Source organism: Lysinibacillus sp. JK80 (genome assembly GCF_027557635.1).
Lineage (GTDB): Bacteria > Bacillota > Bacilli > Bacillales_A > Planococcaceae > Lysinibacillus > Lysinibacillus capsici.
The window spans coordinates 854,675-876,648 of record NZ_CP058997.1 but is presented as its reverse complement, the minus strand read 5'-3'; the positions used below and the strand labels follow the sequence as shown (position 1 = coordinate 876,648).

The following is a 21,974-nucleotide window of genomic DNA, read 5'->3' as shown; positions in this document are numbered from 1 at the left end:
AATTTAATTGTTCATACCATTTTTTACGTTTGTTTTATCAACTTGAAAAGAGAAGAGGGAACTTAAGCTATTGCAAGTCAATAAGTTTTCCTTATGATAAATAGCTAGAAATTCGTATTATAACTTATAGTTAGAGTATGGTAAATTCAAAGGAAAAGGGGGATAAATGATGCGAATCTTTGATGCACACTTTCATATCATTGACTTTAATTTTCCGATTATCGAAAATCAAGGTTATACGCCACCAAGCTATGTAGTAGAGGATTATCAAAAGGACACAGTGAGTCTCCAGATAGCGGGAGGCGCCATTGTATCAGGATCTTTTCAAGGATTTGACCAAGCCTATCTTTTAAAAGCATTGAAACAACTTGGTCCCACGTTTTGTGGGGTAACGCAATTACCTAATACGGTCACGGATGATGAAATTATACATTTACATAACAATGGGGTACGGGCATTACGCTTTAATAGTAGACGAGGTGGCTCAGAGGATTTATCACAGCTAGAAACCTTTGCACGACGGGTTTATGATTTGGTGGGCTGGCATAGTGAATTATATATCGATGCGAAGGAAATACCGGAGATAGCCTCGACAATTGAAGCATTACCAGCCATCTCCATCGATCATTTAGGGTTGTCGGAAGAAGGGCTGCCACATTTATTAAAGCTTGTTGATAAGGGAGTACGTGTCAAGGCGACTGGCTTTGGTCGTGTGGAGCTGGATGTGAAGCATGCTTTACAAGCGATTTATAATGCTAATCCAGATGCCCTCATGTTTGGAACAGATTGCCCGTCTACTAGAGCTAAACGACCTTTTAATTATGGGGATGTGGAATTGATTCAACAGCTATTTGATCAACAGGCTGCTGATAAAATCCTCTACAAGAATGCGCTGCAATGGTATTTTCAGCGTTGAATATAAAAAAGAATCCATGTTGGCATGAAAATGGATTCTTTTTTAATTATGACGGTACTAAGCATTTCGATAGTTGGCAAACATTATTTCATTATAATACTGATCTAATTGAGGCATACCCAGCTCTTTTGCGATCATTAGCTCAGCCTCTCGGTCATATGCTACTCTAATAAATTGGATGGCATTGTTTGACTGTGTTCCATCTAGAATGGCATAGGAAGCAGAAGTTAGGTCAAGTGAATTACCAACACTCCCTACATTACAAAGAATTCCTTGTTTATATGTATGTAAAAAAATTGTATGGATATCGCCATAGAACACAATATCAGGATGTTTCTTGTAATGGCTTGAATTGGTTACTGCCGTATTCTCAAACATAGATAAACGCTTTTCAAGTGGATGATTTGGTAGGATACGTTCAAATTCACTTCTTGGAGACGCATGGAAAAATCTTATGAGCTGTTCATTTAATTCAAGATCAATATGGAAGGGTAATGACCCGAGATATTGATAGTCTTTTGCTGTTAATCGATCTTTAAACCATTGGAGAAAATCATTGTCAGTAGGGGATTGAATAAATACGTCCCAATTGCCTCGTACGACTTGTTCACAATTCTGTTGGATAAGTTCTATACAGGCAGATCCTTGAGGGCCCTTGCCGATTAAATCACCTAAACAAAAAATTCTGTCAATCTTTCTTAAGCGAATGTCTTTTAATACGGCCTCTAATGCCGTTTTATTCCCATGAATATCTGATATAATTGCAATTTTCTTCACGAAGATTACCCCCTCATTAATGCTATACTATATCATTCAATAAAAATCCTTTTAATCCTTTAAAAACCATATAACGCTAAAGACAAAAAAATCCTCTACCCACTATGGATAGAGGATTTTTGGAAAGCTTAGCTTAAGCCTTGGCTATCTTTCCACTCTAGGAATTCATCATATGTTAACTGCTTATCTAAAATAGAGCCGTCTTCACGGATTTCGATGACACGGTTAGCAATTGTTTGGATGAACTGATGGTCATGTGATGTGAAAATCATTGCGCCTTTGAAACGAATTAAGCCTTCGTTCAATGCTTGAATAGATTCAAGGTCAAGGTGGTTCGTAGGTTCATCTAATAAAATAACATTTGCTGTCGCAAGCATCATTTTGGATAGCATACAACGTACCTTTTCGCCCCCAGAAAGAACAGCAGGGGATTTCTTCACTTCTTCACCAGAGAACAGCATACGTCCTAGGAAACCACGTAGGAAGCTTTCTGTTTCATCGTCTGGAGAATATTGACGTAACCATTCTACTAATGTTTTTTCAGAACCTTCGAAGTACTTGTCATGATCGTTTTCGAAGTAGCTTTGAGATGTCGTTACACCCCATTTAAATGTGCCAGCATCCGCTTCTTTTTCTTCCATTAAAATATCAAGAAGTGCTGTTTTCGCCATTGGGCTACCAAGTAAAACAATTTTATCTTCTTTGTTCATCGAGAAGCGCATGTCCTTGAATAGCGTTTCGCCTTCATGACTTGCTGTTAGACCGTCTACTGTTAGGACATCGTTCCCAATTTCACGGCCGATTTGGAAGTTGATGAATGGATATTTACGGCTTGATGGCTTAATATCATCCAGCTCAATTTTATCCAGCATTTTTTTACGAGATGTTGCTTGCTTCGATTTAGAAGCATTGGCAGAGAAACGTGCGATAAACGCTTGTAATTCTTTAATTTTCTCTTCTTTTTTCGCATTTTGGTCTTGTGCCATTTTTTGCGCTAATTGAGAAGATTCATACCAGAAATCATAGTTCCCTACATATAATTGGATTTTAGAGAAGTCCAAATCCGCAATATGTGTACATACTTTATTTAAGAAGTGACGGTCATGGGATACAACAATAACTGTATTCTCAAAGTTAATCAGGAACTCTTCCAGCCACTGAATTGCCTTTAAGTCAAGGTGGTTGGTAGGCTCATCGAGTAATAGTACATCAGGCTGACCAAACAGTGCCTGTGCCAGTAATACTTTAACTTTGTCAGAACCTTCAAGATCGCCCATTAGCATGTAATGAAGATCATCGGAGATACCTAAACCGTTTAATAGTGTAGCCGCTTCTGAATCAGCTTCCCAACCGTTTAGCTCTGCAAATTCACCTTCTAACTCTGCAGCACGCATGCCATCCTCATCTGAGAAATCTTCCTTTGCATAGATAGCGTCTTTTTCTGTTTTCACGTCATATAGGCGTTTATTCCCCATAATAACTGTGTCGAGCACTGTATGCTCATCGTATTCGAAGTGGTTTTGTTTCAGGACAGATAAACGTTCGTCCTTACCCATCGATACATTTCCTTCCTGCGCTTCGATTTCACCAGAAAGGATTTTTAAAAATGTTGATTTACCAGCACCATTTGCCCCTATTAAACCGTAGCAATTGCCTGGTGTGAATTTTATATTTACGTCTTCAAATAGTTTACGATCGCCATAGCGAAGACCTACATTACTAACTTGAATCATGCAAGTTCCTCCTTTTTTCACAATGGCTCTAGTATAGCATGAAATATGTTCCATAGTCTATAAACATTATTAAATCAAGGTTTGGCGTTCTTTCCACATTTTTTGTTAAACATAAACTGAATAAAGATACAATAAAAAAGTTAAATTTGGTGTAACTTTCTTGGAGAGTGAGGCGTCTATTGTAGTGTGATTAACTATTTTTGAAAAAGAATAGAAAAATGACATCATTTACCACGGGGATTTTAGTTGCTTATTCACAAAGGTTTCGTCTAAAATGATTCTGACTGTTTATATATCAAGTAAATCATCACTGGTGCCCACAAGCCCATCCCCGTTTTGAATGCCAGCTATTCGTGGCTCTTTCATTTATACTAGATAGATGTTGCTAAAGTTAGACGAAAAACATCACAATCCTCATAAATGATTTCATTCATTTATCTTGATGATAATTTCATATAAGAATGCTGTAAGCTAAAGAATTATTCGTTTGTGGTAATGATATGCTATGCCTGCGTTCAACTAGGACATTCAGCCCTTGTGGCGGGAATGATGATTAAATAAACACATCGATGGAAATTTTAACAATTGGAGGTATATTATGGGTAAGGGCTTATTATGGACAGCCACTTGTGTAATAGTAGTTTTAGTTGGGTTTGGTAGCTACTATTTTATTAAAGAAATAACAAACTCTATGGCATACAATAAATTAGTAGATGAGTATAAAAAGCCAGAACCAATTGAACATATAGAGGAAGAATATGATGTTATTGTCATCGGTGGTGAACCAGAGGGAGTGGCTGCGGCTGTGGCTGCGGCTCGAAATGGTGCGAAAACATTGCTGGTCGAAAAACGACAAGAGTTAGGTGGATTATTTACATATGGTATGCTGAATTTCCTCGACATTCCTCGTGATGGCCATAACAACTCGATTAGTGAGGGAATATTTAAGGAATGGCATGAACTTGTTAGAGGGAATGACGCTTTTGGTATTGTAGGTGCTAAGGCAGCCTTTAAAAAGCTGATCGATGAAGAGCCCAACTTAACGTTATCCGTGCAAACCGAGGTTGTGAAAGCAAATGTCAAACAACAACAATTAACGTCTGTGGAATTAAAAAATGAGTACGGTACATATGTTGTGACGGGTAAATCATTCATAGATGCTACACAGGATGCTGATTTTGCTGCCTTGTCGGGCGTTCCTTTCTTTGTGGGCGGAGAAGATATTGGCATAAAGGATAAGCGTATGGCTGTGACTTTAATGCTACATTTAAAAAATGTCAATTGGGATGAAGTCAAAAAAGCGGCTAATTCCGGTGTATTTGGCGGTGCTAATTTAAATCATACGGTGATGTGGGGCTTTACAAAGCTGCATGATGAATACAAGCCATTACAAGAGGGTACAAGATTACGAGGGTTAAACTTAGCTCGTGTAGATGATGAATATTTCATCAATGCCTTACAGATTTTTGGTATTGATGGTTTGAATGAATCCTCAAAACAAGCGGCGATTGTCGCTGGGAAGAAAGAAACGTTACACATTCTAAAATATTTACAAACAAACTTCCCAGGGTTTGAAAAAGCTGAAATTGTCAGCTATCCAGAAGAGCTCTATGTCCGTGAAACGAGACATATTTGGGCAGAGTATCAATTACCAATGGCAGACCTGTGGAAAAATAGTGATCAGTGGGATAGCATTGGCATTGCCTCTTATCCAGTCGATGTGCAAGCGCAAACGCCTCATGATTACGGCTATGTGATCGCTTCACCCAAGCAATATGCTATCCCTTTCCGGTCGTTAGTACCGAAGGATATTGATGGCTTACTGGTTGTCGGACGCTCTGCTGGTTATTCATCACTTGCAGCTGGTAGTGCACGTATTGTTCCAACAGGGATGGTGACAGGTGAAGCGGCTGGGACTGCGGCTGCTCTTGCACAGAAGCACGATGTAACCTTTAGAGACATGAGTAAGGATAAACCATTAATCGCTACATTACGAAAGCAATTGGCTAAGCAAGGTGCCTATGTTGATTCATTTTCAATTGAGTATCCATATCAAGGAGAATGGTATGATGAAGCCATTCAAACCCTCATTAATTACGGCCTTGTTGTGGGCGGCTATGATAATGACCTAAAAGTAGACAGTAAGGCGACGAAAATAAAGTTTGCTAAAATGTTAAAAGAGAGCATGCTACGTGCTGGTGGAGAAAGTGCAGCAGGAATGAAGGACCAGCTCGAAATTGTCATCAATAAAGTTTATAATCAAGGCGATGAAGCTATTGAGCGAGATGAGTTAGCTCAATATTTGGCTGACGTCCTCATCGGTGAATCCAATGCGACTAGCTGGGATACATTGGTAGAAAAAGGAATTGTCACGGAGAAAGTAGCGAAAAAAGTCTCTGATAATAAGAAATTAAAATTAAAAGAGATGTATGCGATTATGGCTGATGTGATTCATTATGTAGAAAAAAAACGTTCCTCCTTGTGAGGAGCGTTTTTTGCTGAAACGGCAACGTAAAAAAGGGTTGACGCCAATTAGAAAGTCCTGTAATATATGTCAAAATCATAAAAAAATTCGATGAAAAAGAGAGTAATTGATGGAATGACTGGCTAGCGAGTTAGGGATGGTGGGAGCCTAATGCAGGAACCATGAATGAAGCGCACTTTGGAGAAGATTCTCGAACAAATAGTAGAGAATAGCGGGGCGTCACCTCGTTAACAACGGAAAGTGGTCATGTGACATGGCAACTAGAGTGGTACCACGGGATTATCATGCTCTCGTCTCTAATTATAGAGGCGAGGGCTTTTTTATTTGAACAGGAGGAGGAGCAAAATGAATCAACAAATCGCCGACAGTATAGCAGTCACATTAAAGCAGCAAATAATAGGAGAGGACATATTGTCATTATTAGAAAAACCCAAAAGCTTGGAGCTAGGGGACGTAGCCTTTCCATGCTTTACTCTAGCAAAAGTGTGGAAAAAATCACCGCAAAGTATCGCAGCACATATAGCAAGTCAATTAAATCATGACAGTATCGAGCGTGTGCAAGCTGTTGGTGGCTATGTCAATATTTTTCTTGATCAACAAAAGGTGACGCAACAGGTGTTACGCAAGATTCTGCGCGACAAGCAACAATATGGTACTACGCCAACAAAGATGGGAACGGTCGTCTTGGATTTTTCCTCTCCTAATATCGCCAAGCCTTTCTCGATGGGACATTTACGTTCAACGGTCATCGGCAATGCCTTAGCAAATATTGCAGAAAAAAATGGCTATCAAGCCATTCGTATCAATCATTTAGGGGACTGGGGTACACAGTTTGGCAAGCTTATTGTTGCTTATCAGCTTTGGGGTGATAAAAAAGCTATTTCAGCATCACCAATAGAGGAGTTATTAAAGATTTATGTGAAGTTTCATGAAGAGGCTGAGCAAGACCAAACGCTCAATGAACAGGCTCGTGCCGCCTTTAAAGCATTGGAGGGCGGTAATGAAGAGGCACAGGCATTATGGCAATGGTTCCGAGATGTGTCATTCGTAGAATTTCAAACAATATATGAGCTATTAGGAATTCATTTTGATGCCTTTATAGGTGAAGCCTTTTACAATGACAAAATGCCGTCCGTTGTAACAGAATTAAAAGAAAAAGGGCTCCTTGTGGAATCAGAAGGTGCGTATGTTGTGGAGATGGAGGAGATGCCTCCATGTTTAATAACGAAAACGGATGGAGCCACGCTTTATGCGACGCGTGATTTAGCAGCAGCCCTGTATCGCCAACAGCACTACCAGCCCCAAAAGATGTTCTACGTTGTTGGCAATGAGCAGTCCCTCCACTTTAAACAACTTTTTCAGGTCATCGAAAAAATGGGCTATCCTTGGGCAAAGAATCTGCAACATGTGTCATTTGGCATGATGCTGAAGGATGGCAAAAAAATGTCGACGCGTAAAGGCAAAGTGGTGTTATTAGCAGATGTACTAGCAGAAGCTATAACGACTGCACAGCGTAATATGGAGCAGAAAAACCCTTCTCTACCTAACAAAGAGCAAGTCGCAAAGCAAGTGGGGGTTGGAGCGGTAATTTTTAATGATTTAAAATCCTATCGTCTCAACGATATTGAATTTTCAATCGAGCAAATGATGAATTTTGAAGGCGAAACAGGGCCATATGTACAGTATACATATGCACGTATTTGCTCTATTTTAGATAAAAAGAAAGCTCCGACTCAAGATATGCTCTTCAAATCTTTAGGAGAGCAGGCTTGGCAGATTATTTTATTACTAGAACAGTTTCCTAAAACGGTAGCTATGGCTTTTGAGCAGGCTGATCCGTCCCAAATAGCGAAATATGCCTTACAACTGGCACGTTTATTTAATAAATATTATGCACAGTACAAAATATTAGCAGAAGATAGATGAACAGCAAGCATCCCGTCTTGCATTATGTCAGAGTGTTGCTATTGTTTTAAAAGAGTCATTAGCCTTATTAGGTATTGAATCACCTGAAAATATGTAAGAAGCCTTAGCCATGTAAAGGTAAACTGTCCAATCATTGACCAACCATCGAAAACATGATAAAAGGATAGAGGAATCCATGCAAGCTTTTCATAAATGAAGGCTGCGTAATAACAGAGGGGATCAAACAATTGGTTAAAAAACATTGGACATTATCACTCACCTTCGTGGTCATTAGTATATTTTTTGTCGCTCTTAATATGAGGCCAGCTGTCACGGGAATAGGACCGCTTTTTAATGTCCTCATGACATCCTTACAAGTCTCGAATACAAGCATGAGCTTTCTCACAGCTATCCCCGTTTTTTGTATGGGATTATTCGCACCTTTGGCTGTCCCGCTTCAGCGAAAAATGGGGACGAAATCAGCTATCACCCTTTTAGTGGCCATCCTTGTTGTCGCGAATGGGCTACGCTTTTTCCAAGCAAGCTATCTCTTGCTCATCGTGACAAGCTTTGCGGCAGGCTTAGCGATTGCAATGATTGGTCCTATTCTAAATGCTTATATTAAGAAAAAGTTTCCAGAACGCTTTACGACAGTAGTCGGTATCTATTCATTCGGTATAGGCGTAGGGGCTACTTTAAGTGCAGCCTTAACCGTGACTTTTTATCAGAGTTTCAGTAATAGCTGGACAATCGCCCTTGGTATGTGGTCAATCCTTGCTATAGTTGCGCTCGTTATCTGGCTAGCGGCAATTCCATCCGAACACAACGAGCAGCTCCAACAAGTAACTACGTCAGAAGAAATCCGTAATCCGTGGACATCTAGACGTGCCTGGGTAATTTTACTGTACTTTGGTTTACAAACATCACTCTTTTTCTCAATCATGTCATGGCTTACGCCGCTATTGCAGGATAAAGGCCTGTCATTAGAGGCATCCAGTGCCATGCTAACAATTATGTCTATTGTACAAATGATAGGGAATATGGCGGTACCAATTCTAATGGAAAAATGGTCTAGTCGAATGGCCTGGCTACTAGTGTTTAGCTTTGTCGGCGTGATTGGATTTATGCTACTCTGGCTGACAGCGGGTATTTACCTATGGCTGGCTGTTTTATTAATTGGCATTGTGCTAAGCGGGCTATTTCCAATCGGACTATTGCTGCCTCTTGATGAAGCCAAAAATGATCAGGAGGCCACCAGTTGGTCATCTATGGTGCTGGCAGGTGGCTTTATGGTAAGTGCCATTATCCCCATTCTAATAGGCATTTGCTATGACCTAACGGGCAACCATACATGGACGTATCTGATCTTTGTATTATTAATGCTCGGCATTCTAGTAACGACTGGACTATTAAGAAAAAAATGATTGTAAGAGATATGTGTCAGGTTGCACATGTCTTTTTATGTGAAAATTATTTTGAGGGTATAATATCCTTCCATCCTCACAGCAAATTTTGTCTTCCATCAATATTAATGGGTAGAAAGAAATGACTTTAGGGAAGTTGCTGCATTTTTCTAATATTGATTATCCAATAATAATATTATGTAAACTTGAAACATTACTAGTCCTTGATTATGATAGAGAAGAGAGAATGTAGAATAGAAAGTTTTGGTGAAGGTATGTATAAAAAAGTGCTCATTTTAGGAGCGGCAGCTATTCTTGTAGCAGGCTGTGACAGTCAAATAGGGACAGGATGGTTTCAAAATAAAAAGGCAGAGGTGGAAACAGAGGGAGGTGTGACGAAGCAACAGGAAAAAATTGTCCCAGAGGTCAAAGTAATTGGAGAGTATGGTGTTGGAGCAGGCATTATTATCAGGCAGCAGGATGATCAACTGTATATTTTAACGAATGGCGCACTAGTGGCATCCAAACCAACTGCCCTTGTTCAATTTGGTCAAGACAAGCTGGTAGCAGCGACTATTCATGTCATGTCAACAGCCTATAATATGGCCCTGCTACGAGTAACCTATCAAGCGGATGTGCAAGTGCCTAATTTATATGAAGGTGAGCTAAATCAGCTAGCTGTTTATGTGAATGGCTTACCCTATACAATTCAAAAATACCAAGATAAAGTAGCGGCTTATTATATAAAAGCGGAACAATCGATACCTTTAGGAAGCCCTGTCATGGAGGCTGAAAATGGAGCCATTGTCGGATTATATTTTAATCGACAACAGCAAGGAGCGTCGCAGCCATACATATTGCCTATAAAGGAATTCCAAGCATCCATCGATGAATGGATTGAGGAGGGCATGACAGCCAGTGTACGACTTTCCCAATCGAAAAACTTATACCCCTATATTGAACAAGGGGATAAAGAAGCTGTACAGCAAGCAATCGAACAATATGGAGAAAATATATTTGCGTATAATACCGATGAAATTATGCTATTTTTAGATACGTTTCACAAGTATTTAAAGGGGGCTGTGACAACCCAGGATGCAAGTGTTTTGAAACCGATTGTCGGGACAGAGGCTATACAGGAAACCTTGGCTAGTATGGTTGCCTATTATGCTTCCAAGCAAGCCAAAATTCATTTCTCAAACACGGATATTCAGGCAATTCGTGTAGAGGGACAGCGTCTTATCGTACAGGCTAAAACGGAATATATCCTGACGAATGCTGCTGGACAGGAGGCACTTGCCTACTCCAACATGTTGTATGAGTTAGAAAAAAATGAACAGGGCGAGTACAAGCTACTTGGTCTCACAAACAAGGAGTGAATTTTGCATGGAGCAAGCTAGACAAATGCTACAGCATCATTTTGGCTATGATACCTTTCGCCAAGGACAAGCCCAGATTATTGAACAAACATTACGAGGGCAGTCAAGTCTTTGTGTCATGCCAACAGGTGGAGGGAAATCCATTTGCTATCAAATTCCAGCGCTAATGCTTGAGGGGTTAACCATCGTGATTTCGCCACTGATTTCACTGATGCAAGATCAGGTGGAAGCTTTACGTACAGCAAATATTCCAGCAGCCTATATTAATAGTACGCTGACGGCACAGGAAGTGGATGAAACCATGCAGCTTGCTAGTGCGGGTTATTTAAAGCTCCTCTATATTGCACCTGAACGACTGGAAAGTACTACGTTTCTTCAAGCATTGTCGTATTTATCTGTCCCATTACTTGCGATTGACGAGGCTCATTGTATATCGCAATGGGGGCATGATTTTAGACCAAGTTATCGTTCGATCTACAAGCTTTTTACGCTATGGCCCCAAAAACCCACTGTTTTAGCGCTGACAGCTACTGCAACGCCAACGGTTTGTGATGATATTCGTCAATTGTTAGCGATTGATGAGCAGGCAACGGTCATGACAGGCTTTTCACGTGAGAATTTGGCACTTTCGGTGTTAATTGGTGAAAATAAAGAACGTTATGTAAAAAATTATGTACAACAAAATAAACAGGAAGTGGGCATCATTTATGCAGCTACACGAAAAGCGGTGGACGCCATTTATGATGTGCTGAGTCGCTCTGGTGAAGACGTTGCGAAATATCATGCAGGTCTATCAGAGAGCTTGCGGATGGCTGAGCAGGAGCGGTTTTTAAAAGATGAGGCACGTATCATGGTGGCAACGAATGCTTTTGGTATGGGGATTGATAAAAGTAATGTGCGCTTTGTGTTGCATTATCAAATGCCTCGTAATATGGAGAGTTATTACCAGGAAGCGGGCCGTGCTGGTCGAGATGGTCTGCCAAGTGCTTGTATTTTATTGTATGCTTCAGGGGACGTTCAAACACAGCGTTTTCTTATCGAACAGTCACAGGATGAGGCTCGTATTACACAGGAGCTAGCTAAACTACAAACAATGGTCGATTATTGCCATACAGAGGGCTGCTTACAGAATGCGATTTTAGCGTATTTTGGAGAAGTTGAGGAGGAGCCATGTGGGCGTTGTAGTAACTGTATTGATGGGCGAGCAGTGACAGATGTGACAGAGGATGCGCAAAAGGTGCTGGCCTGTGTTGTGCGTATGGGACAAAAATTCGGGAAGACCATGGTGGCACAGGTGCTAATGGGCTCTAAAAATCAAAAGATCGCTGAATTTGGCTTTGCCCGTTTATCGACCTATGGCATTTTAAAAGGACAATATACCTCAAAGGATGTCTCCAACTTTATCGAATTTTTAATTGCAGAGGGCTTGCTGGCTGTGAAGCACGGTACATTCCCTACAATTTATGTATCTGCTGAAGGCAAGGAAGTGCTGCTTGGCAATCGACAGGTCATGCGTAAGGAAGCTGTCACAGTGAAGAAGCTGGTGGATAATGATCCATTATTTGAACACTTACGGGTATTACGCAAAGAGATTGCCGACGAAGAAAAGGTCCCACCATTTGTTGTATTTTCTGATAAAACGTTACGTGAATTATGTGATAAGAGACCAACTGTACTGGAGGATTTACGACAGGTGAGTGGTATAGGCGAAGTAAAATTTGAGAAGTATGGTCAACGCTTTTTTGACGCACTACAATCGTTTTTAGAAGCCTCTGTTTAATAAATTTGTTGCTATTGTATAAAAGAGAGGTGTCCCACAAGCTGGAGACACCTCTTTTATATTATTTTTCCCAATGCTTCTCAATGAACGTATCACGCCCAGAAACGGCACGGTCTTGCTGATAGTGTGCTGTCTCTTTTTTATAATAATCCTGGTGATAATCCTCTGCTGGATAAAAGCGTTCAGCATCGCGAATTTTGGTTACAATAGGTTTATCAAAGCGTCCGCTATTGGCAAGCTTTTCTCTCGAGGCCTCCGCGATTTGCTTTTGCTCATCTGTATAGGTAAAGATTGCTGTAGTATAGGATTCGCCACGGTCATGGAACTGTCCATACGCATCCGTCGGGTCAATTTGCATCCAATAAATATCAAGGAGCTGCTCATAACTAAAAATAGCAGGGTCGAATTCGATTTCGACTACTTCTAAATGACCTGACGTTCCTTTTTTGACATCTTCATAGGTTGGGTTTTCTAAGTGGCCACCCATATAGCCTGAAGTGACTTTATGTATACCGTCCCACTCGACAAATGGCTTGACCATACACCAGAAACAGCCGCCAGCAAATGTCGCTTTTTCTATCATTTGAATCATCCTTTCTTTTGTGAAAATATTATAGCATTGTTTTACGCCAAACTGTGCAAATGGGTGTAAAATAACGTTTAGATAGAAAAACATGGAATAGATCCTTTTTATAATGAAACTTTCTAGCTAATCAATCGTTACATTAACTATATCAAAATAGAGGAGTTAGTTGTTATGGAAGAGCAAGATTATACGAGACGCTCCCAACGTCCTAAAAAGCGTCGATTACGTAAAGGGAGAGCATTTTTTACACTATTACTATTGTGTATCATTGTGATTGTCGGCTATTCGGTCATGCAATATCGCAGCGGGCTTGAGCTAGCCAACGACACCAAAGTTGCACAGGAGGATTTTACGGGTGATAGCATCAAAGGGGATATCGAAAACTATTTGATTTTAGGGGTCGATACACGTGGAGAGGAAAAATCACGGACTGATACAATGATGGTATTATCCTGGAATAAAGCAAACAACGACATTAAACTCGTATCCTTTATGCGCGATATTTACGCGGATATTCCAGGCTATCAATCCTATAAGCTTAATACAGCTTACTACCTAGACGGTGTTCAGCTATTAAAGGATACATTAACAAATATGTTTGGCCTACCGATTCATCATTATGCACTAATTGATTTTAAAAACTTTGAATCCTTAGTGGATATTTTAGCGCCAAATGGTGTGGAAATGGATGTTGAAAAGGACATGTCTGAAAATATTGGGGTAGAGTTAAAGCAAGGTGTTCATCGTTTAAATGGACAGGAGTTACTAGGTTATGCGCGTTTCCGTCATGATGCAGAAGGAGATTTTGGGCGTGTTGCACGTCAGCAAAAAGTGATTGAGGCATTAAAAACAGAGTTATTAACGCCTACGAATATGTTGCATTTACCAAAATTTGTTGGTGCTGCACAGGGCTATATCACAACAGATTATTCATCTACTGAGGAAATGCAGCAAGTACTTAAATTGCTATCAAAGGGCAAGGTAAACATTGAGAAAGCAACCATCCCTATCGAGGGTAGCTATCAATTCCAAAACTTTAGCCATGCGGGCGATTCTATTGTCATCGATGTGGAGCAAAACAAAGCCTTTTTAAGTGATTTTTTAGGTATTTCACTAGAGTGATGTTTCGCAAAAACCAGCATTATCCTGTAATATAAAGGTAGAGCATTTGGATTGGGGTGGATATATGGAAAAAGAGAGACCAAAAGAGCGTTCAAGCCTGTTAGCAACCAAGTTTATTCGTTTTTTAGGTGGTAGAAACCTATTATTTACACTGGTAATTTTATTACTGGTGGCATGTGTTATTTTTATGTTTAATCAAGTTTCCTTTATCTTTACCCCGCTACAAGTTTTATTTGAAGTAGTCATTTTACCAGGGGTACTAGCCGTCATTGGTTACTATTTATTACGCCCATTGCTGGCGATTCTAGTACGATGGCGCATACCAAGAATATGGGGTATTTTAATCCTCTATATTGCGGTCATTGGTGTCATTACGTTACTTGTGGTGCTAGTCTATCCGTTTTTACGCGATCAGTTCACGAATTTAGCACAGGAATTCCCAGAGTACTTCATGGCATTTACGCAAAACATTGTAGAATTCCTAAATCATTCACGTTTTAATGAGTACTTAGATAAAATTAGTTTTAATTTTGATGAAGTTTTGAATAACTTCACAACGGATATGGTAAAAACAGTGAAGGATATGGCGACCAATGTAGCACAGGGTGTGGCATCTGGTATTACCGGCTTCCTTTCAACGTTAACAGGTATTGTGCTATCACTTGTAACGGTGCCATTCATCCTGTTTTATTTATTAAAAGAGGGCGAAAAATTACCGAAATTTATGCTGAAAGTGTGCCCACCACGTATGCGTAAAGAGGTAACTGACATTTTCCATGACATGGACAAGCAAATTAGTTCGTACATACAGGGACAGATTTTAGTATCCATGTGTATTGGGGCAATGGTGACGATTGGCTTCTTAATTATTGGCATGAAGTATGCTTTATTGCTCGGCTTCCTTGCCATGATTACAAGTGTGGTGCCCTATTTAGGACCCGTTATTGCGATCACACCAGCAGTCATTATCGCTCTTGTTACATCCCCATTGATGCTGATTAAGCTGGCAATTGTATGGACAATCGTTCAGTTAATCGAAGGAAAGTTCATTTCACCGCAAATTATGGGGAAATCACTCAGTATTCACCCGATTACGATTATCTTTGTACTATTAACGGCAGGCTCCTTATTTGGTGTCCCAGGCGTTATTTTAGGGATTCCGGGCTATGCAATCTTTAAGGTACTTGTCACGCATTTATTCAAGCTCTTTAAGCAGCGCTATAATCGCTACGAAGATGACGTTCATCAAAAATATGATATCTAATAAACGACCAGCTACTGCTAGCAACGCAGTAGCTGGTTTTTGCTGTAGAAAACGGCATTATGCTATTCTAGTAGTAGAGTCAAAGCAAGGGGGAAAAGGAAATGGCATACATACCGATTAATTTTCAAGAGAAACTGGCTAAATTTCAAGAGCATTGGTCTCCAAAGGTCATTGCTGAAATGAATGATTATCAATTCAAACTCGTCAAAGTTCAGGGGGATTTTGTTTGGCATAAGCATGAGGATACGGATGAGGTATTTATCGTCCTTGAGGGGCAATTAATCATCGAATTCCGAGATGGCCAGGTAAGCTTGCGTGCAGGAGAGATGTTTGTTGTCCCACGCAATGTGGAACATAAACCCTTTGCAGCTTCGGAGTGTAAAATTCTGCTTGTAGAGCCAATGGGTGTCGTGAATACAGGTGAGGAGCAATCAGAGCTTACCGCTGAAAATGATGTATGGATTTAACCATCATAGAAAAACCCTTCCAACAAAATGTTAGAAGGGTTTTTACATTGACTAATTATTGCTTTGCTAATAATTGTACTTTTGCTAAGCGATCCACGGCTTCTTGCAGAAGTTCCTTTGGTTGAACTAATGCTAAACGTAAATAGCCTTGTCCTGCTGTACCAAATACGGTTCCTGGAACTGTGACAACGCCTACTTGTTCAATCAATTGAAAGGCTAATTCTGTGCAATCGATAGCATAGGGATATTTAGCCCATACGAACATTCCACCATCAGAGGGTGCTGCTTCCCAGCCTAAAGCTTGTAAGCCATTCATCAGCGTTTTATGGCGCTCTGAGAAAGTGGCACGTAAGCTTTCCGTAATTTCCTCAGCGTTATCCAGTGCTACGACAGCCGCATCCTGAATAGGCTCGAAAATACCGAAATCTAAATTTGATTTTAATTGCTTAATAACAGCGATCATTTCAGCATTTCCTGCGATATAGGCAATACGTGTTCCAGCAAGGCTAAAGCTTTTAGAGAGGGAGTTAATCTCCATACCGACCTCTTTTGCTCCTGGTGCAGCTAGGAAGCTAATAGGGCCATCTCCCGTAAAATAGAACTCTGAATAGGCAGCATCATGGAGGACGATGATATTATACTTTTTAGCAAAGGCGATGACTTTTTCAAAGTATGCTAATGACGGCATCGCTGGTACAGGATTTCCTGGTAAGTTTAAAATCAATAGCTTTGCTTTCTGTGCAATTTCTTCTGGTACAGCGTCTAAATCAGGTAAATAATCGTTGTCGGCTGTTTGAGGCATGTAATAAGGTGTTGCGCCAGCTAAGTGAATCCCTGCGTCATACGCTACATAAGCTGGGTTTGTGGATAAGACGATGTCTCCTGGATCACAAAAGGCAATTGGTAAATGCACTAAGCCTTCTTGCGAACCAATTGTTTGAATAATTTCTGTTGCGGGATCTAGATCAACATTACTACGACGCTTATAGTAGCGACTCACCGCGTCATAAAAACGCTGTGTGCCAGTCAGTGTATAGCCATAAGATTCGGCTAAACCTGCACGATAGGAAAGATGCTCACGTATTTTGGCATGTGGAGGAAGATCCGGGCTGCCTAAGCTTAAGTCAATTAAGGTCATGCCCTTTGCTTGCTGCTCTCGAGCAAAATTTTTCAAATCTCCGAAAATTGCTGGTGTAAATAATGACATTTTTTTAGATGGTACGATTTTCAAAACTAGTACACTCCTTGTAGTTGTATAACAGAATAGTAGTTCACATTTTATCATACTGAAGCGCAGAAAGGGACAGATATTCTGAAAAAAGAAAATATTTATATAATGGAGAGGATGTGTGCATAGACTAGCGAAAAAAGATTTTCTACCATTGGGAGAAGCTACTATAAATTCCTTCAAAGAGGAAAGTGTATTATACTATGTATAAAGCTTTTCAGGTGGGGTGAGTCTTATGAGAACAGAGCAAGAAATGTATGATTTAATCCTAGCCACTGCACAACAGGACACTAGAATTCGTGCTGTTTACCTAAATGGCTCAAGAGCAAATCCGAATGTACCAAGGGATATGTTTCAGGATTTTGATGTTGTGTATGTCGTAACAGATATAGCCTCTTTCTTACAAGATGATAAATGGATTCAAGTATTTGGTGAGCAGCTGATGGTGCAGGAGCCTGATCGATTGGATAAGGGGCTTGGCTTGGACAAAGACTTTTCTTATAGCTATACATATTTAATGTTATTAAAGGATGGGCATCGCATTGACCTTCGCTTATTATCGACACAAGCTATGCTGGATGAATATGGACAAGACAAGCTGACAGTCCCTTTACTCGATAAGGATCAGCTTTTGCCATCTATCTCTCCATCTTCAGATTGTGGCTATCATATTAGTCCACCGACTGTGGGGCAATTTGCCAGCTGTACCAATGATTTTTGGTGGTGCTTACAAAATATAGCCAAGGGCATTTGGCGAGACGAACTCCCATATGCCAAGCAAATGTTTGAGGAAACGACAAGGCAGTCCTTACATCAAATGCTTAATTGGTGGATTGGTCAGCATCATCATTTTCAGATATCTACAGGCAAAATGGGAAAGTATTTAAAAAACTATGTGCCAGCTAATTATTGGGCATTGTACGTAAAAACCTATGCTGACGCTGATTATGCTAACATGTGGAATGCCCTGTTTGCGGCATGTACACTCTTTCGAAGCATCGCAAAGGAGGTTGCCCATCACTTCCAGTTCTCGTACCCTCACGAGGATGATGCTCGTATGTCAGCCTATTTGAAGCATGTACGTACATTACCACCAGATGCGAAAACGATTTTGTAAGGGGGAAGAGGGCATTGAAGGTTTATTCATTAAGTGGACCAAGCGGCACAGGCAAAAGTACAAGTGCGCTGGCCTTTGCCCATAAATTAGGGGTGGAGGCCATTGTTGATGATGGATTACTCATTGTGAATGGCGTCAGAGTGGCTGGCCTTTCTGCTAAATTCGAAAAGAATACAATTACTGCTGTACGACGTGCTATTTTTACAGATCCAGTTCATCGTGAGGCTGTCCAAAAGGCGCTAGCTCATCATCAGGTACAATCTATTTTACTGATAGGTACATCGACTAAAATGACGAATAGTATTGCCAAGCAGCTAGAGCTGGGTCCGATTGAACACTATTATAATGTAGAAGATGTCCGTTCATTGAAAGAAATTCAAAAAGCACGCTTTATCCGTCAAACACAGGGCAAGCATGTTATGCCGATTCCATATAGACAAGTGGAGCAAAATTTCTTTAAACGATTGGTGCAAAAGGGCATGGAGATTTTTTCTTCGAAACGAGAAAAAATCGGTGAAACGACGATTGTACGTCCTGATTTTCAGCGGGAATATATAGAAATCAGCAAGCATGTTTATGTACAGCTACTGACATACTGCTGTAGCCAACAGGCAATTGTACAAAAGGTCGAGCAAGCACAATTTGTGCTAGGGGATCAGGTTCAAGCTATCCTCACTATTCAAGTAAAGCTGCCGATCGATTATCCATTAGCAGCGCGTTTAGTAGAATTACAACGAGCTGTGCAGCAAGATTTTTATCTACATTTTGGCTATGAATTAGATGCTATTCATGTACATGTAAAAACGGCTTTGCAAAAGAAAAAAGCGTAAAAAACAGGTACTCCGCTCGCACGTTGGCGTTAAGAGTACCTGTTTTTTATTTAGGCTGGCGAGTGAACTGTGGCTGGCGTTTTTCCACAAAGGCACGACAACCCTCTGCGAAATCACTGCCTACAAATGGTGAAGAGCCTTGCCATAAGGTCGGCGCACTATCGAGACATTCTTGAACAGATTGCTTCACGGCAAGTAAGGATTCAGGCGACATTCCTGCAACCAGCTTACCCATTCGAATCATGTATTTATTTAAATCTTTTTCAGCTACTAGGTAGTTAAGCATTCCAAGCTTGAAGGCTTCCTCTGCTTTAAACATTCGACCTGTAAAGACTAAATCCTTGGTTGTGGCAGGGCCAACAAGCTGAACTAAACGCTGTGCAAATTTGTTATTTAAGGTGATTCCTAATTTACCGACAGGAATGCCGAGCTTGGCCTTTTCAGAGCCAATGCGGATATCGCAGGCTAAGGCTAATTCCAAGCCAGCGCCCATCGCAGGCCCATTGATGACGCCAATCGTTGGAATCGGGAGGCGCTCAATGGTAGAAATGGTTTTTTCCATATGTACAAAGGCTTCTTCAGCTTGTTCAAGAGAAATGGCATTGAACTCTTTAATATCGGAGCCCGCTGTAAAGTTTTGGCCAGAGCCTCGTAAAATTAGTACTTTATTTTTCGGATTATCTAATACTTGTAGGGCAATTTTGGCTAATTGATCCCACATGTTTGCGGTTAATGCATTTTTTGCTTGTGGTCGATGAATCGTAATAATCGCTAGTCCAGCTGTTTCTTGATAAATAATTTTCGCATCTTCTGCTTCCAGTCGAGTCGTTTTTACTTGCATATCGGAAAGCCTCCTACATGTTAGTGTCTATCTTTATTATATAACACAATTAAACATAAACACGAAATGATACGAATTTTCACATAAAATTGCATTGTTATACAAGAATGTAGGGAATAGTAAGCATTTATTGTACTACAACAGGGGAGCGGAATTTACTATTGTAAGAAAGCAAAAATTATGAGAAACTACTTTAGGAACATATGTTTCTTCATTACGTAAAGGGCATTTGAATGGTAGAAGCGGGTTCCTGTTATAGAAATACAGATTATCCGACATTACAATATGATAAAATGCAGTTGAACCTACGCACCCAAAATATAGTAAAATATAAATAACTCACGCAAAGTAGACAAGGAGGGACGATTTGATTACACTCAGAGATGCATGGAATAGCTACTATTTATTGCTACAATCTTTGAAAAAAAGTGCTGCTACAAAAAAACAATACAATATGGACGGACAGCAATTTTTAACTTTCGCCCATAAGCAAAACTACTTGTATGTAGATCATCAATTGAAAAATTTATTACAGCTCTACTGTGACTATTTAAAGGAAACCTACAGTAATATCAATACTTTTAACCATAAAATAGCGACATTACGAGGCTTTATTGACTTTATTTTTTTACGAGAATGGATGGAGCCTTTTGATTATCAGCATCTTTTACAGCCGAAAAAAAGACAAAAAGAAGCACTGCAAGCACTGACAAATAAGCAGATCATGCAAATTGCAAACGTATGGCCCACTTATTTTCAATATGCTAAGACAAAGGAACATGCATGGCTGGCAAGACGCAATGGCTGTATCGTTCAAGTGTTGATGGAAACAGGTTGTAAGCCTGCCGAGCTCGTTCGCATGAAATGGACACACTTTAATGAAGAAAAAGCGACTCTTTTTATAGCCAACCGAAATGGACGTCGAGAAATAAAGTGTTCATCGATCCTCATGGACATGCTTGCACAGTATAAAAAAGAGACGACCAATTTACATGAGCAAGAGGTAGGGGAATGGGTTTGGGTAAGCGAGGCAAGTTTAGCGAAGCCGATTACTACGAAAACAGTTGAACGCATTTTTCAAACGATGTCACAAGATATAGGGAAGAATGTAAGAGCCACTGACTTGCGTTATACTGTGATGCAACGGGCGTTTCAACAGGCAAAAACGCTGGAGCACATTCAACAAGAAATGGGCTATGTACGGAAATGGGTGCTAACAGAAAGACAGCAGCGCCTAGAATAAAAGCGTGCAGTAATCGAGATTTATCACCATTACTGCACGCCTTTTATAAATGATTCAATGCTTTGACATTTACTTTGACTGTTAAATCATGCTTACCTCCTGTATATACCCCTTCCACAGGGCTAATGTCACTATAATCGCGTCCAATACATAAAATAATATGGTTTTCTAATACTTCCACATTATTTGTGGGATCAAGACCGATCCAGCCAATACCTGGAATCATGACTTCTACCCAGGCATGTGTAGCGATATCTCCGATGAGGGCTGAGTTTTCATCGACATATAGATAGCCACTGACATAGCGAGCTGGTATTCCTTTCGCCCGTAAAACAGCAAGCATGACATGGGTGAAATCCTGACAAACACCCCGTTTTAATGCAAATGCCTCACTTGCTATTGTAGTTACATTGGTCGCTGTCGGGTCATACTCAAAGCTAGAATATAAATACTGCATTAAATTAAGCGAAAAGAGCACAGGATTTTCAGCATGACCGATCGCATGATAAACTTCCTCTAGCTGCTGCTCTGTCATAAATGTAAAATGTGTTGCTTTTAAATACGGTAAATAATGCTCATAGAATAGCTGTGAGTGAAAGATGGTCTGCATTTCGGGCGAATATTGAATACGATGAATAAATGGTGCACGCTGAATACTTACAATTGAAGATGTATGAATTTCTAGTATTTGATGTTGCTCTGGTATATAAAAGGAACCAACAGTATTGCCCCAAATATCCGTATGCTCACGGGTTAGGGAGGATGGCGTAATGGCAATTCGATAAGATAATAATCGCTGACGCTCATCGCTACGCGGCTTTAAACGAATAGTATTCAAGCTTTGATCGACTTCAGACTCATATTGAAAAATATTTGTATGCTGAATTTCAAATTTCAT

17 protein-coding genes, 1 pseudogene and 1 other annotated feature are annotated in these 21,974 nt (G+C 40.2%); of the genes and pseudogenes, 12 read left to right on the top strand and 6 right to left on the bottom strand.

All coding sequences use genetic code 11. The features are described from left to right. Positions 1-169 precede the first annotated feature (169 nt). Positions 170-916, top strand: a complete 747-nt coding sequence (locus HXV90_RS04525) for an amidohydrolase family protein (protein WP_269899020.1) — start codon at positions 170-172, stop codon at positions 914-916. Positions 917-973: 57 nt separating this feature from the next. Here HXV90_RS04525 and HXV90_RS04520 read toward each other — a convergent pair whose 3' ends face one another. After that, positions 974-1,693 (bottom strand): metallophosphoesterase family protein, encoded by a 720-nt coding sequence (locus tag HXV90_RS04520; protein WP_269898488.1) that lies wholly within the window; start codon positions 1,691-1,693, stop codon positions 974-976. Between the two features lie 128 nt (positions 1,694-1,821). Beyond that, positions 1,822-3,426 (bottom strand): ABC-F family ATP-binding cassette domain-containing protein, encoded by a 1,605-nt coding sequence (locus HXV90_RS04515; protein WP_004230062.1) that lies wholly within the window; start codon positions 3,424-3,426, stop codon positions 1,822-1,824. A gap of 598 nt (positions 3,427-4,024) precedes the next feature. Here HXV90_RS04515 and HXV90_RS04510 point away from each other — a divergent pair. The 5 genes and pseudogenes from HXV90_RS04510 (at position 4,025) to recQ (ending at position 12,378) form a co-directional block, all read left to right on the top strand. Further along, complete coding sequence (locus tag HXV90_RS04510) at positions 4,025-5,911, top strand: FAD-dependent oxidoreductase (protein WP_269898487.1); 1,887 nt, start codon at positions 4,025-4,027, stop codon at positions 5,909-5,911. A gap of 81 nt (positions 5,912-5,992) precedes the next feature. Further along, positions 5,993-6,212, top strand: a binding site (T-box leader). A gap of 44 nt (positions 6,213-6,256) precedes the next feature. Beyond that, positions 6,257-7,934 (top strand): annotated as a pseudogene (argS, locus tag HXV90_RS04505) (arginine--tRNA ligase). Positions 7,935-8,064: 130 nt separating this feature from the next. Further along, positions 8,065-9,240: an MFS transporter gene (locus HXV90_RS04500; RefSeq protein ID WP_269898486.1), complete on the top strand. Its 1,176-nt coding sequence runs from the start codon at positions 8,065-8,067 to the stop codon at positions 9,238-9,240. A gap of 254 nt (positions 9,241-9,494) precedes the next feature. Then, positions 9,495-10,598 (top strand): TcaA NTF2-like domain-containing protein, encoded by a 1,104-nt coding sequence (locus HXV90_RS04495; protein ID WP_269898485.1) that lies wholly within the window; start codon positions 9,495-9,497, stop codon positions 10,596-10,598. A 7-nt stretch (positions 10,599-10,605) separates the two neighbouring features. After that, the gene (gene recQ, locus HXV90_RS04490; RefSeq protein WP_269898484.1) at positions 10,606-12,378 is read left to right on the top strand and encodes a DNA helicase RecQ; all 1,773 of its coding nucleotides are present in this window, start codon (positions 10,606-10,608) and stop codon (positions 12,376-12,378) included. Positions 12,379-12,439: 61 nt separating this feature from the next. Here recQ and msrA read toward each other — a convergent pair whose 3' ends face one another. Next, on the bottom strand, positions 12,440-12,961 hold the full coding sequence (gene msrA, locus HXV90_RS04485; RefSeq protein WP_269899019.1) for a peptide-methionine (S)-S-oxide reductase MsrA: 522 nt from the start codon (positions 12,959-12,961) through the stop codon (positions 12,440-12,442). A 174-nt stretch (positions 12,962-13,135) separates the two neighbouring features. On the opposite strand from msrA, the gene HXV90_RS04480 reads away from it, so the two are divergent. From HXV90_RS04480 to HXV90_RS04470, 3 genes are all read left to right on the top strand, one after another. Beyond that, positions 13,136-14,086: an LCP family protein gene (locus HXV90_RS04480; RefSeq protein WP_048392859.1), complete on the top strand. Its 951-nt coding sequence runs from the start codon at positions 13,136-13,138 to the stop codon at positions 14,084-14,086. A 64-nt stretch (positions 14,087-14,150) separates the two neighbouring features. Further along, positions 14,151-15,350: an AI-2E family transporter gene (locus HXV90_RS04475; RefSeq protein ID WP_048392857.1), complete on the top strand. Its 1,200-nt coding sequence runs from the start codon at positions 14,151-14,153 to the stop codon at positions 15,348-15,350. A 101-nt stretch (positions 15,351-15,451) separates the two neighbouring features. After that, positions 15,452-15,817 carry a cupin domain-containing protein gene (locus HXV90_RS04470; RefSeq protein ID WP_048392856.1) on the top strand — a complete coding sequence of 122 codons (366 nt, stop codon included), beginning with the start codon at positions 15,452-15,454 and terminating at the stop codon, positions 15,815-15,817. A gap of 55 nt (positions 15,818-15,872) precedes the next feature. Here HXV90_RS04470 and HXV90_RS04465 read toward each other — a convergent pair whose 3' ends face one another. After that, entirely contained in the window at positions 15,873-17,048 is a 1,176-nt protein-coding gene (locus HXV90_RS04465) for an aminotransferase class I/II-fold pyridoxal phosphate-dependent enzyme (RefSeq protein ID WP_016992684.1), read from the bottom strand. A 232-nt stretch (positions 17,049-17,280) separates the two neighbouring features. Between HXV90_RS04465 and HXV90_RS04460 the strand changes: the two genes are divergently transcribed. Then, positions 17,281-18,162 (top strand): aminoglycoside 6-adenylyltransferase, encoded by an 882-nt coding sequence (locus HXV90_RS04460; protein ID WP_066036780.1) that lies wholly within the window; start codon positions 17,281-17,283, stop codon positions 18,160-18,162. Between the two features lie 14 nt (positions 18,163-18,176). Then, on the top strand, positions 18,177-18,992 hold the full coding sequence (locus tag HXV90_RS04455) for an ATP-binding protein (protein ID WP_269898483.1): 816 nt from the start codon (positions 18,177-18,179) through the stop codon (positions 18,990-18,992). 46 nt (positions 18,993-19,038) lie between these two features. On the opposite strand, the gene HXV90_RS04450 is transcribed toward HXV90_RS04455, so the two are convergent. Further along, positions 19,039-19,833, bottom strand: coding sequence for an enoyl-CoA hydratase/isomerase family protein (locus HXV90_RS04450; RefSeq protein WP_048392847.1), 795 nt, complete (start codon positions 19,831-19,833; stop codon positions 19,039-19,041). 367 nt (positions 19,834-20,200) lie between these two features. Between HXV90_RS04450 and HXV90_RS04445 the strand changes: the two genes are divergently transcribed. Further along, entirely contained in the window at positions 20,201-21,076 is an 876-nt protein-coding gene (locus HXV90_RS04445) for a tyrosine-type recombinase/integrase (protein WP_269898482.1), read from the top strand. A 43-nt stretch (positions 21,077-21,119) separates the two neighbouring features. Here the strand turns inward: HXV90_RS04445 and HXV90_RS04440 are convergent, their stop codons facing one another. Then, positions 21,120-21,974 carry a transglutaminase family protein gene (locus HXV90_RS04440; RefSeq protein WP_048392841.1) on the bottom strand — a complete coding sequence of 285 codons (855 nt, stop codon included), beginning with the start codon at positions 21,972-21,974 and terminating at the stop codon, positions 21,120-21,122.